The organism is Corynebacterium sp. HMSC11E11 (assembly GCF_001807025.1).
GTDB lineage: Bacteria > Actinomycetota > Actinomycetes > Mycobacteriales > Mycobacteriaceae > Corynebacterium > Corynebacterium freneyi.
The window spans coordinates 52,484-64,904 of record NZ_KV787170.1 but is presented as its reverse complement, the minus strand read 5'-3'; the positions used below and the strand labels follow the sequence as shown (position 1 = coordinate 64,904).

Below are 12,421 nucleotides of genomic sequence, written 5' to 3'. Positions count from 1 at the left end.
TGCTGCGGCGCACGGTTGTGGGGTGGCTGCCCCGGCCGCCTACCGGACCAGCTGCAAATCGAGCAGATGTCGGTAGATGGTGGTCTTCTCCCGCGGCTTCTTGGCCTCGACGCCGTCACGGACGTACCGGAACCCTGGGCCTCCCGCCTGCACTGCCCGGCCCGTCACCGGTTCATGGAGCGCGCGGGGGTTTCCGGCCATGTCGGTGAGGCCGTCGTCGTCGGAAAGCATCGTGCGAAACAACCCGCGACGACGCTGCGGAGGCGGCGGCAACTCGGCCGCGACCAGCCCCGGCGCGTCCGGCAGGGGACGAACCTGAACGCCGTGCGCGACGCCGGAGAACAACTCGACGCTGTCGACCCACACCTCGCCGTGCAGGCCGCCACGCGACGACGTGCCCTCGATGCCCGGCTCGGTGAGCAGCGCGAACCCGACGATCGCCTGGCCGGTGTCGTCGCGGATCAACGGCACGGGGCGCACGGGACGGGACTCGGCCTCCGCCATGGACAGGCCATGCGCGCCGGAACCTTCGACGCCCCAGTTCGTCGCGGCGGGCGACGGCGCGGTGGGCACGTGCGCGACCTCGAACCACAGCAGGTTGCGGCGCATCAGGTGGGTGACCACCGCCGCCAGCGACGCGTCGGGCCCGACGACGATGACGCGCACCGGTTCGCTCGGACGCTGCGGCGCGGGCCGCGGGGCACCGAGGTGGGGGACTTCCTTGCCTTTGGCGATTTCGTCGGGCGTGGGATTGTCGTCGTGCGGCAGGACTTGCTTTGCGACGTCGTCGAGGAACGCCAAGTCACGCCGCCCGGGCAGGAGGGGCATGTCGCCGACACCGCATCGCAACACCAGAATCCGCATGCGACTACACTAGCCGGGGGTTTTATCAACCGACTTGTTGGAGTGAATGGCATGGCCGCAATCATCGTGGTGGGCGCACAGTGGGGCGACGAGGGCAAGGGCAAGGCGACCGACATCCTCGGCGGCCGCGTGGATTACGTGGTCAAGCCCAACGGCGGCAACAACGCAGGCCACACGGTCGTCGTCGGCGGCGAGAAGTACGAGCTGAAGCTGCTGCCCGCCGGGGTGCTGTCGGAGAACGCGCTGCCGATCATCGGCAATGGTTGCGTGGTCAATCTCGAGGCGCTGTTCGATGAGATCGACGGCCTCGAGGCCCGTGGTGCGAACGCCTCCCGCCTGCGCATTTCCGGCAACGCCCACATGGTCGCCCCGTACCACCAGACCCTGGACCGCGTCACGGAGCGGTTCCTGGGCAAGCGGGCGATCGGCACGACGGGTCGCGGCATCGGCCCGACCTACTCCGACAAGGTCGGTCGCGTCGGCCTGCGCGTGCAGGACATTCTCGACGAGTCCATCCTGCGCCAGAAGATCGAGTCGGCGTTGGCGCAGAAGAATCAGATCCTGGTCAAGCTGTACAACCGTCGCGCGATCGACCCGGACGAGGTTTTCGAGTACTTCATGGGCTACGCCGATCGGCTGCGCCCGATGATCATCGACGCGGAGTACGAGCTGAACACGGCGCTCGACGAGGGCAAGCACGTCCTCATGGAGGGCGGCCAGGCGACCATGCTCGACGTCGACCACGGCACCTACCCGTTCGTGACGTCGTCGAATCCGACGGCCGGCGGCGCGTGCGTGGGTTCGGGCATCGGTCCGGCGAAGATCACCAGCGTGTTGGGCATCATCAAGGCGTACACCACGCGGGTGGGTGCGGGCCCGTTCCCGACGGAGCTGTTCGACAAGTGGGGCGAGTTCCTGCAGACCACCGGTGGCGAGGTCGGAGTCAACACGGGCCGCAAGCGCCGCTGCGGCTGGTACGACTCGGTGCTGGCCCGTTATGCCGCGCGGGTGAACGGTTTCACGGATCTGTTCGTGACCAAGTTGGACGTGCTCACCGGCATCGGCGAGATTCCGATCTGCGTGGCTTACGACGTCGACGGGGTGCGCCACGACGAGATGCCGCTGACGCAGTCGGAGTTCCACCATGCCGTTCCGATTTACGAGACGATGCCGGCGTGGGACGAGGACATCACCGGTTGCCGCACGTTCGACGAGCTGCCGGAGAAGGCGAAGGATTACCTGAATCGCCTGGAGGAGCTTTCGGGTGCCCGCATCTCGTACGTCGGCGTCGGCCCGGGCCGTGATCAGACCATCGTGATCAACGACGTGATGGACAGCTAGTCAGCTGGTCGCAGCGCCCCGGTATGTTGAGAGCGTGAAGGTGCGCCCAGGCCGACCGTCGATGGCGGGGAGTCCGATCGGGGTTCTTCCGCGCCGACGAAGTCGAGGTGGGCGTCCACGACACGAAGGCATTCCTGGAATCCGGTGATCCTCTGGCGTTCGCGGATCAGTACAACGTTCCGGTGCCGTTCTACTGGGATGGTTCGGATTACGCATATCGCGGCGAGCTGCCGGAGAAGTACGAGGGGTAACTCCCGGACGACCATCCTTTTTCCGGTTCCGCCACGGCGCTGAGGTGCCGGCGTCCAACCCCGAAAACCGGCCATGGCCGAGTCTCGCGTGCCCCGTCGAGGGTGCGCCGGGCTCGGCTTTCGAGTTTTCGGGTGGTTTGACGGAGCGGTTCAGGGGGCCGGGTTGCCGGACGAACTCGGGTGGCTGGCCGGGCCTCACGCCACCCCCGTTGTCAGGCAAGGCTAGGCAAACGTTATGCAGTGAGTTAGCGGTGCCTTTGTTCGATCTCTGCTTCGATTTTCAACAAGGAGTACGCACATGCACGCCAAGAAGTTCTCGTCCGTCATCGCGGGCCTGGTCGTCACCACGTCGCTGACGCTGGCCGCTTGTTCCGGCGACGACACCCCCGATGCCGCGTCGACCGCCTCGGAGGCCGCGTCGTCGGCAAGCGCAATGGCATCGGAAACCGCCTCGGAGGCCGCCACCGCCTCGGAGTACGGCGAGGGCGTGACCGAGAGCACCAAGAAGGCTTCACTGTCCGACTGGAACGGTTCCTTCCGCGGCTTCAACTCCTACTTCGGAGAGGACTTCGTCCGGGAGGCCATGGACGAGGCGGCCGAGGAGCACGGCGAGACCACCGACGAGATGCTCGCCGAACTGGAGGAGAGCCGCGGCGCCGACTTCGAGGCGCTGGTCGTCGACGAGGACGAGATCACTTTCGTGAAGTCCGCGATGGACCTGGACAATCCGGGCGAGGAGGCCGTGAAGTACACCTTCGACAAGGCCCTCGACGTCAAGACCGACCAGCACGAGTTCACCTGGTTCATCTTCAAGGCCGAGGGTGACGCCGACCACGAGTACATCGCCCTGATGCCGCTGCACGGCGAGGAGGCCCTGGCGCACTTCCACATGCGCTACGGCAGCAGCATCGAGGAGATCCTCGACCCGGCCATGCAGGGCCAGTCCGACGATTGGTACCCGACGTTCGTGGATCCGGAGACCGCAACCGAGGACCAGATCGTCGAGTCCGTGGTCCACCACGACCACTAGATCCCCCCAGATCCACTAGATCCCCCAGCTCCCCGAGACGTGGTTTCAACGATGCCGAGCACCATTCGACCGCTCTTCGCCGGAATCTCCGGCGCACTCGTTCCCGCCGCCCGGCGCCTTTTCGTCGTGGTGGCGGGGGTCGTCGCGGCCATTCTTCTGGCCGCGTGCGCCGCCCCTCCGGCGCAGAATGCGGGCGGTGATGCCGCCGGCGTCGGTGAATCCGCGCTTTCCGACGAGTCCGCCGACGAGCGTCCGCTGATCTACGGCTCCTTCTTCCCGGTCGCCGACATCGTGGCGAACGTCGCCGGGGACATTGCGGAGGTCCGCAGTTTCATGACGGTCGGCGGGCAACCGCATCTGTGGGAGCCGACGCCGCGGGACATTCAGAAACTCTCCCGGGCGGACCTGCTGGTGGTCAACGGCGCGAACCTCGAGCCGTGGTTGCCGCAGGTCAGAGAGGCCGTGCCGCATGTGCCGGTGCTGAACCTCTCCGATTACGTGGAGCTCATCACCTACAAAGGGGCGGCGGCGCTCGGCGAGTTCCAGTACATGGCGTCGACCCCCTTGCAGGCGGGGGAGACGTACTCGATCGTCTTCGGTCACACTCACGAGGACTCCATGCGGGTGGCGTTCTTCCCGAGGGACGGGGATGCCTCGCAGAAGGAGCTCGTGGAACGGGGTCGCGCGGCGCTCGGCGAAACCGGTGACGCGGTGTCGCAGCGGCGCAACATCGACGTCGAGCCGGATCGGGCCTACTCCATCGGCATGGGGCACGAGTCGGGTGAAGTGACGTTCACGGTGCCCGACGACGGGGAGTGGGTGTTCGTGGCCGATCGCGTCAGCGAGGACATTTTGTCCTATGACCTTTACAAGGACCGCGAGCCTTTGGTCATGCAGCCGGTCATCGAGGGCGGATCCTCCGCCACCGACGAAATTTCCTTCGATCCGCATTCGTGGATGTCGCCGATCAATGCGAAACGCTACGCCAACGCCATCGCCGAGCGGCTCGTGGAGCTGCGTCCCGACGACGAGTACGAGATTCGCCGTCAGAAGGGCACGTTCGTCAGCTCGATCACCACGTTGGAGGCCGAGTACAGGGAGCGGTTCAAGACCGTCTCCCGCCGCGACTTCGTCGTCGGCCACAACGCCTTCGGCTACCTGGCGCGCGACTTCGAGCTGACGCAGCACCCGGTGCAGGGTCTGACCTCGACGGATGCGCCGTCGCTGCGTTCGTTGATCACCACCATCCGCACCGTCCGCGCGATGGACATCGAGATCATTTATTACGAGTACGGCCAGGAGGAGAAGTCGGCGAAGACCATCGCCGACGAGGTCGGCGGCCGCACCCTGCCGTTGGCGTCGATGGAGTACGTGGATCCGTCGGAAGTCGGCCAATCCGACGTGGACGGCCTCGGCTACGTGGACTTCATGCGGATGAACCTGGAAAACCTGTACGAGTCACTGAAATAGCGTGCCACCGAAAGTGCATGAATCACCGAAATAGCGTGTGGGAAAGTTGTCATGAGCATTAGCGAAACGTCGGCGGGTCCGGTCATCGAGGCCCGCGGCGTCGAGTTCGCCTACGGTGCGTTCCCCGTCCTGCGCGGCGTCGATTTGACGGTCGCGCCGGGCGAGGTGGCCGCCTTCACCGGCGAAAACGGCTGCGGCAAGTCGACGCTGCTGAAGATCCTGATCGGCCAGAACCGTCCGACGGCGGGCGACGTCCGGCTGTTCGGGGAGGAGACGTTCGCCGGCACCGGGGCGCCGAACCGGCGCAGCCTGAGCGGCATCGGCTACGTCCCCCAGACGAACGTCGTCAACAAGATTTCGTTCCCGATCACCTCCCGGGAGCTCGTTGTCCAGGGACTGGCCCGCGACTTCGGTTTCGTCAAGATTCCGCGCCGCCGCCACTACGAACGCGCCGACGAACTGCTCGACCACATGGGCCTGGGCGAGTATGCGCGCGTGCCCTTCGGCGAGCTGTCCGGCGGGTTGCAGCAGCGCGTCCTCATCGCCCGTGCTCTCGTCGACGATCCGGGGCTCCTCGTCCTGGATGAGCCCACGGTGGGCGTCGACAAGCAAAGCCTGGCCGGATTCCTCCGGCAGCTGCAGAGCCTGCGGGACGAGAACGGGCTGACCATCGTCATGGTCAGTCACGAACTGGAGACCGTGACCGGGCACATGAACGTGGACTCGGTGTACGTGATGGAGGAAGGGCTGCTGCGCCATGTTTGATTTGATCGTCGAATTCGCTTTCGTGCGCCGCACCCTCGTCGTCGGCCTGATATTGGCCATCGCCATTCCGCTGATCGGCATCGTGATGGTCAACCGGCGGACGTCGATGATGGGCGACGCGTTGTCGCACACGTCGTTGGCGGGTGTCGCGCTGGGCCTCATCGCCGGCTTCAATCCCGTCATCGGCGCGATCGCGGTGGCGGTGCTCGGTGCGTTCGTCATCGAGGGCATCCGCAAGCGTTTTCCGCACTACGGCGACATGGCCACGGCCGTGACGCTGAGCGCGGGGCTCGGCGTGGCGGTGATCCTGTCGGATTTGGCGCCGTCGGGGCGCTCGTTCGACTCGTACCTCTTCGGTTCGATTTCGGCGGTCACCGAGGCCGATGTTTGGCTCACCGCCGTGGTGTTCGCGCTGGTCGTGGCCACGAGCGTGGTGTGTTACGGCAGTTTGCTGGACATGGTCGTCGACCCAATTTTGGCGCGTCTGGCCGGCAATCGCGTCGGAGTGGTCAACGCCGTGTTCACCGCCCTGGCCGCGATCACGGTTGCGTTGGCGGTGAAGGTCATCGGTGCGTTGCTGGTGGTGTCGCTGATGGTGTTGCCGGTGGCGACGGCGTTGATTGTCGCGCGCAGCTACGCCCAGGCGTTCTGGCTGTCGATTGCGGCGAGCGTCGTGTACACCATGACCGGCCTGGTCATCTCCTACTCCGTCGACGTCCGCCCGGGTGGTGCGATCGTGGTCACCGCTGTGTTGGGCATGGGGTTGACGGCGTTGTTCCGCAAGATCCGTCCCGCTTCACGACGGTCCGCCGTCACCGTTCCGGCGCTTGCGACGTAGCTCTCGCGAGGCAAGAGGACTGGGCGTTGGTCCGGTGCCGGTCGTGCACTGGCCCGGGGCCGGTCGGGGCACCGGTCGGGCGCTGTTCGGGCGCCGGTTCGCCGCGGGTGGCTAGGGTTGGCGCATGACCGAAATCCGCCGCCTCGTCGCCGACGTCGACACCGGCATCGACGACATGCTCGCCCTGATCTACCTCGCCGGACTGCATCGGGCGGGTGAGATCGAGCTCGCCGCCGTGACCACCACCGCCGGCAACACCACCGTGTGCCAGGCGTCCCGCAATTCGCGGTGGATCCTCGATCTGTGCGGCTGTTCCGACGTGCCGGTCGCCGCGGGGTTCGGTGCGCCGCTGAAGGTGCCGTTGACCACCACCCCGGAAACCCACGGCGAGTTCGGCCTCGGATTCGCCCGCCCGCCGTCGGCCGGTGCCGCGGTGGAGGCGTGCGACGCCACCGGTGCCGCGCCGGGCGCCTGGACGATCGCGCTCGACGCCGGTCCCGCCGACCTGCTCGTCACCGGGCCGCTGACCACCGCCGCGCGGTTTCCGGAGCTGACGACGAAGTTCGGTCGGGTCACCGTCATGGGCGGGGCGGTCGACCACCCCGGCAACACCACCCCCACCGCGGAATGGAATTTCTGGGTCGACCCGGACGCGGTGGCCGAGGTGTTCGCACCGCAGCGGGATCGTGCCTCCGATTCGCCAAGCCCCTCGCCTCTGACCCCTGCGCCTCTCACCCTCTGCCCCCTCGACGTCACCGAGACGATCATCGTCCGGCCGGAGGACATCGAGCGCTGGGCGATCCCGGGTGAGCTCGGCGACGTCGTGGCGCAGGCGCTGCGCTTCTACTTCGGCTTCCACCGCGGCCAGGGCATCGGCTACCTCGCCCAGGTCCACGACCTTTTCGCGGCGATGGTCGCCTGCGGGACCGTGGAAACGACCACCGAGACCATGACCCTCCGCGCCGTCGCCGGCGACCGCGGCGCCATCGCCCGCACCGACGGCGACGGGGGTGAAGGCCGGGAGACGATCGTCGTAAAGCACGTCGATCCGGCCCACGTGCACGCCGAATTCGACCGGGTGCTGCGCCTAGGATGGATCCAGGACCGAAACCACTGAGGCGAACCGACCCCCACGCGGCAATCGACCCACGCGAAACAGGAGTTCCCATGCTGACCCCCACTTCCACCGGCACCCCGTACACCGACGGCGCGACGCGGGTGCTGCTGCTGGGTTCCGGCGAGCTGGGCAAGGAGGTGGCCATCGCATTCCAGCGCCTCGGCGTCGAGGTGCACGCCGCCGACCGGTACGCCCATGCGCCCGCCCAGCAGGTCGCGCACTTCTGGTACGAGCTGGACATGACCGACGCCGACGCCGTGAAGGCCCTGGTGGCGCAGGTGCGGCCGCATTTCATCGTCCCCGAGATCGAGGCCCTGGCCACCGACGCGCTGGTGGAGCTGGAGGAAGCCGGCGACGTCACCGTCATCCCCACCGCCCGTGCCGCGCAGTTGACCATGAACCGCGAGGGCATCCGCCGGCTCGCCGCCGAGGAGGTCGGGCTGCCGACGTCGCGCTACCGGTTCGCGTCGACGCGCGAGGAGTTCGTCGCCGCCGTGGAGGACATCGGGCTGCCGTGCGTGGTCAAGCCGGTGATGAGTTCGTCCGGCAAGGGCCAGTCCACGGTCCGCACCGCCGCCGACGTCGACGCCGCGTGGGATTACGCGATGAGCGGCGGCCGCGTGTCGTCGGGGCGTGTCATCGTGGAGGGTTTCGTCGACTTCGATTACGAGATCACGCTGCTCACCGTCCGGTCGATCGACCCGGCGACGGGGGAGCCGGCGACGTGGTTCTGCGAGCCGATCGGCCACCGTCAGGTCGACGGCGATTACGTCGAGTCGTGGCAGCCGATGCCGATGTCGCAGGTCGCGCTGGACAACGCCCGGTCGGTGGCGGCCCGCATCACGGGTGCGCTCGGCGGCCGCGGCATTTTCGGCGTGGAGTTGTTCGTCCGCGGCGATGACGTGTGGTTCTCCGAGGTCAGCCCCCGCCCGCACGACACGGGCCTGGTGACGATGGGCACGCAGCGTTGCTCCGAGTTCGACCTCCACGCGCGGGCGATCCTGGGGTTGCCCATCGACGTGACGTTGACGTCTCCGGGCGCGTCGGCCGTGGTGTACGGCAAGTGCGACGGTCCCGCCCCGACGTATTCGGGGCTTGCCGACGCCCTGGCGGTTCCCGAGACCGACGTGCGGATCTTCGGCAAGCCCGAGGCGCACGACCGCCGCCGCATGGGCGTGGTCGTGTCCACCGCCGAGGACGTCGATTCCGCCCGGGAGAACGCGGCGCGCGCGGCCGCGGCGGTGTCGGTGTCGGTGGACTAGCGGGGCGGGGCCTCATGGTCGGGGAGCTGCAATCGGCATTCGACTTGCTCAAGTCGTTGATCCCCTTCGATGCGGCGCAGTTGCTGCGCGTCGAACGTGGGAGGCGTCCGAGAGAGCTTTTCCGCGTCGGGTACTCGTCGAACACCGCGTGGGCGCTGGCCCACATGTTCCCCCTGAAGACGTCGGGCGGATTCACCCAGCATGTGAGTGACGACGCTCCACTGCCGCCGACGATTTCGACGTCGGGAATCCGCAGCGGGTTCACGTCGTCGCCGCTGTTCCGGGATCATCTTTCCGAAGAGGGCTACGCCGAGGGGATGACGCTGGAGCTGTTTTCTGCGTCGGCGCCGATTGGCCTTGCGCACTTTTCGAGCCGCGAGCCCCGCGCCTTCGAGGGGGCGCCCCGGCGGGCCGCGTTGGCGGTGTCGGGTTTGTTGGGGCAGTTGATCGCCCTGATGCCGGATCCCGGGGAACGGCAGTGGCCGGTGTCCGACGAGTCCGGCCTGGAGGACGAGCTGCTCGCGGACGACGACTTCGTGCGGCACCTCAGGGAGTTTCAGCGCTCGCCGTTGGCGTTCGTCGAGCACCTGTGGTGGGTGGGGGATGTCCTGGTGGAGGTCGGAATTACCCAACCCGGGCGGGTCGAGGCGCGCCCCGCGGCCGCAGATGCCGTGGCGCGTTTGTCCCGGCAGGAATTGGCGGTGCTGAGCACGTTGTGTTGTGGTGCGTCGGACGGTGAAGCGGCGCGCCGACTTCATCTGAGCGTCCGCACCATCCAGTCTCACGTGAGCTCGATGCGAAGGCGCCTCCGGGCGGAAAGCCGCCTGGAGGCCGTGGTCATCGCGTTGGGCGCGGGGTTGTATGTGCCGCACCCGGGGTGGGCGCCGCTTCGCGAAATCGCTCGCGGCCGCCCGGGAACGGTGCGTTAGGGAGTCGGGACCTTCGCGACGAGCTTGGCCGCCTCCGCGACTTCCTCGCGCTGGTGGTCGAAGAGATCGTCGACGCCCTGAGTGGAGAACAGCACGCCGAAGGGGTCCCCGAAGCCGCTGTCCTTTCCGGTGAGGGTCTCCAGGACGCCGATTCCGCAGATCGGCAGGTAGTACGGGCTGTAGCCGCCTTCCTGGACGAAGACGACCTTGCCGCCGCACACCTCGTCGGCGATGGCCATGATCTGGGCGGTCAGCGTCTTAAATCCGCTCTGCGTCACCATCTGCCGTGCCAGCGGATCCATCACGGAGGCATCGAAGCCGCTGGCGACGATGATCAGCTCCGGTTCGAAGGCCCGGAGTGCGGGGACCACGACGTCGGCCATGGCGAGTTCGTAGACGGCGTTGCCGCTGCCCGGAGGCAGGGGAATGTTGAGGGCGGCCCCCTCGCCGGCGCCTTCACCGTTGTCTTCGCGGAAGCCGGACTCGGGCGGGTAGCACTTGTTCTGGTGCAGGGAGATGGTCAGGACCGAGGGGTCTTCCCACCAGATGTCCTGGGTGCCGTTTCCGTGGTGGACGTCCCAGTCGACGATCGCGACCCGGTTGAGCCCGAGCTTTTCCTTGGCGTACGCGGCGGCGACGGAGGCGTTGTTGAAAAGGCAGAAGCCCATTCCGCGGGCGCGTTCCGCGTGGTGTCCGGGCGGGTTGATGAGCGCGTAGGCGGTGTCGACGGTGCCGTCGACGACGGCTTCGGTGGCGGCGATGGCGCCGCCGGCGGCGAGGAGCCCGATGTCGTATCCGCCCTTGCCGAAGGGGGTGGCGCCGTCGCCGGCATCCCCGCCCTTGGGGTTGTCCGACTGGGTTTTGATGGATTCGACGTGCTTCGCGTCGTGCACGCGGAGCAGGTCGGCTTCTTCCGCGGGGCGGGCCTCGAGGGTGGGGAGGTGGGTGCGCAGGGGCGAGACCTGGACGGCTTCGTGGAAGCGGCGTTTGGTGTCCGGGTGGGCCACGTGGTGGCCGATGGGCTGGAGTCCGACGGCGGGGTCCGCGGGCGTGAAACCTCCGCTGCCGGTGTCGACCCATCCGTAGAGGGCGTCCCAGAGGTATCCGACGTTTCGTGCCATGGTGATGCTCCTTCGATGTTGCTTCCGATGGCAAAAACAACCGTAGGAGTGGCGGCCCGTTGGCGGATACCGCAAAAACACTGAATCCCAGTCTTCCCGCCCTGCGGCGGTGTCGGTGTCGGTGGATTAGCGGAGGGGTGCCCCCGCTTTGCGACGGTCCGCGTGGACGGCGGGCCGTCGTCAAGCAAAAAAAGGGGGGGCGGGGTAAAAAAGGGGCCCGGCACGAGGCCGGGCGAAAAACCTACGCGTTCGGCGTCACCGGGGGCTCGGCCGACCACGGGAAGACGATCCACTCGTCGGTGCGGCGCCAGGCGTAGTCGGGCTTCACCACGGAGGCGGACTTCTCGTAGAGCACGGCGGAACGGACCTCTGCGCCCGGCTCGGACAGGATGTCGAGCACCAGCTTCAGGGTGCGGCCCGAATCGGCGACGTCGTCGACGACGAGAAGACGGCGGTTGGCGATCGACTCGACGTCGAGGAGCGGCTCCAGGAGGATCGGATCCGGCAGGGTCTCGTGGACGTCGGTGTAGAACTCCACGTTGATCGCGTCGGACAGCTTCACCCCCAGCGCGTAACTCAGGGCGCCCGCCGCGACCAGGCCGCCGCGGGCGATGGCGATGATGACCTCCGGCTCGTAGCCGTCATCGGCGATGGTCTGCGCCAGTTCGCGCGAGGCGTCGCCGAACCCCTCCCAGGTGAGGATTTCCTTCTGCTGAAGATCCGTTGAATCCGCATGGTAAGCCATGAACCAACTTTAGCGGCCCCGGGTGCCTCGCCGCCGCCCAGCTCCCCGCGGGTGCCCTATCCGGTGACGGTGGCCACCGGGACGCCGGCGTGGCCGCGCGCGTGGCGGACCATGTCGGCCCACTCGACGATCTTCTTGCGCTCGCGTCCCTCGGCGGCGCCGGCTGCGCGTTCGGCGGCGTCCAGGGCGTACCAGCCGTCCCACGTGACGTATTCGATGCCGCGGGCGTCCAGGAAGTCGTCGACGGCGCTTTCCGACGGCTCGTCGGCCGGCGACAGCACCCCGTTTTCCCAGTCGGCCAGGAGATTGGCGACGACTTCGTTGGCGTCGCCCTTGGTGTTGCCGATCAGGCCGACGGGGCCGCGGCGCACCCAGCCGGTGGTGTACAGGCCGGTGCGGCCGTCGACGCGGCCGCCGTCGTTGGGGATGACGGCCCGGTCGTCGTCGAAGGGCACGCCCGGCACGGCGTCGGAACGGTAGCCGACGGCGCGGTAGACGGCGCCGACCGGCCAGTCGGTGAACTTTCCGGTGCCGCGGACGCCGCCCTCGCCGTCGAGTTCGGTGCGCTCGGTGCGGATGGCGGTGACCTTGCCGTCCTCGCCGAGCAGCTCGACGGGGGATTCGAAGAAGTGGATGTGGAGCTTGTGGGGCGCGCCCTTCGGCTCGCGGATGGCGTAGTTCTCGATGA

The 12,421-nt window shown here is 67.7% G+C and carries 12 protein-coding genes and 1 pseudogene; 9 read left to right on the top strand and 4 right to left on the bottom strand.

From position 1 onward, the window contains the following. Positions 1-39 precede the first annotated feature (39 nt). The gene (locus HMPREF3121_RS11265; protein ID WP_070523534.1) at positions 40-864 is read right to left on the bottom strand and encodes a hypothetical protein; all 825 of its coding nucleotides are present in this window, start codon (positions 862-864) and stop codon (positions 40-42) included. Positions 865-915: 51 nt separating this feature from the next. Here HMPREF3121_RS11265 and HMPREF3121_RS11260 point away from each other — a divergent pair, with 51 nt between their 5' ends. The 9 genes from HMPREF3121_RS11260 to HMPREF3121_RS11225 all read left to right on the top strand — a co-directional run bounded on the left by HMPREF3121_RS11260 (position 916) and on the right by HMPREF3121_RS11225 (position 9,867). Further along, positions 916-2,205 (top strand): adenylosuccinate synthase, encoded by a 1,290-nt coding sequence (locus tag HMPREF3121_RS11260; protein WP_070523531.1) that lies wholly within the window; start codon positions 916-918, stop codon positions 2,203-2,205. A 107-nt stretch (positions 2,206-2,312) separates the two neighbouring features. Continuing rightward, positions 2,313-2,456: a hypothetical protein gene (locus HMPREF3121_RS12650; protein ID WP_168161404.1), complete on the top strand. Its 144-nt coding sequence runs from the start codon at positions 2,313-2,315 to the stop codon at positions 2,454-2,456. 298 nt (positions 2,457-2,754) lie between these two features. Further along, entirely contained in the window at positions 2,755-3,486 is a 732-nt protein-coding gene (locus HMPREF3121_RS11255) for a ZinT/AdcA family metal-binding protein (protein ID WP_070523528.1), read from the top strand. A 51-nt stretch (positions 3,487-3,537) separates the two neighbouring features. Continuing rightward, positions 3,538-4,956: a metal ABC transporter substrate-binding protein gene (locus HMPREF3121_RS11250; RefSeq protein WP_083291700.1), complete on the top strand. Its 1,419-nt coding sequence runs from the start codon at positions 3,538-3,540 to the stop codon at positions 4,954-4,956. A gap of 51 nt (positions 4,957-5,007) precedes the next feature. Continuing rightward, positions 5,008-5,721, top strand: coding sequence for a metal ABC transporter ATP-binding protein (locus HMPREF3121_RS11245; RefSeq protein ID WP_070523525.1), 714 nt, complete (start codon positions 5,008-5,010; stop codon positions 5,719-5,721). Further along, complete coding sequence (locus HMPREF3121_RS11240) at positions 5,714-6,559, top strand: metal ABC transporter permease (protein ID WP_083291699.1); 846 nt, start codon at positions 5,714-5,716, stop codon at positions 6,557-6,559. The genes HMPREF3121_RS11245 and HMPREF3121_RS11240 overlap by 8 nt, the downstream gene beginning before the upstream one ends. A 124-nt stretch (positions 6,560-6,683) precedes the next feature. Next, the gene (locus HMPREF3121_RS11235) at positions 6,684-7,676 is read left to right on the top strand and encodes a nucleoside hydrolase (RefSeq protein WP_070523522.1); all 993 of its coding nucleotides are present in this window, start codon (positions 6,684-6,686) and stop codon (positions 7,674-7,676) included. Positions 7,677-7,726: 50 nt separating this feature from the next. Further along, complete coding sequence (gene purT, locus HMPREF3121_RS11230) at positions 7,727-8,938, top strand: formate-dependent phosphoribosylglycinamide formyltransferase (protein WP_035122320.1); 1,212 nt, start codon at positions 7,727-7,729, stop codon at positions 8,936-8,938. Positions 8,939-8,952: 14 nt separating this feature from the next. Then, positions 8,953-9,867, top strand: coding sequence for a helix-turn-helix transcriptional regulator (locus tag HMPREF3121_RS11225; RefSeq protein WP_070523520.1), 915 nt, complete (start codon positions 8,953-8,955; stop codon positions 9,865-9,867). Here HMPREF3121_RS11225 and HMPREF3121_RS11220 read toward each other — a convergent pair. From HMPREF3121_RS11220 to HMPREF3121_RS12965, 3 genes and pseudogenes are all read right to left on the bottom strand, one after another. Continuing rightward, complete coding sequence (locus HMPREF3121_RS11220; protein WP_070523517.1) at positions 9,864-10,988, bottom strand: class II histone deacetylase; 1,125 nt, start codon at positions 10,986-10,988, stop codon at positions 9,864-9,866. The two genes, HMPREF3121_RS11225 and HMPREF3121_RS11220, sit on opposite strands and share 4 nt — an antisense overlap. 241 nt (positions 10,989-11,229) lie before the next feature. Next, positions 11,230-11,733 (bottom strand): phosphoribosyltransferase, encoded by a 504-nt coding sequence (locus HMPREF3121_RS11215; protein ID WP_035122316.1) that lies wholly within the window; start codon positions 11,731-11,733, stop codon positions 11,230-11,232. 56 nt (positions 11,734-11,789) lie between these two features. Further along, positions 11,790-12,421, bottom strand: a pseudogene (locus HMPREF3121_RS12965) (pyridine nucleotide-disulfide oxidoreductase); the annotation flags it as partial.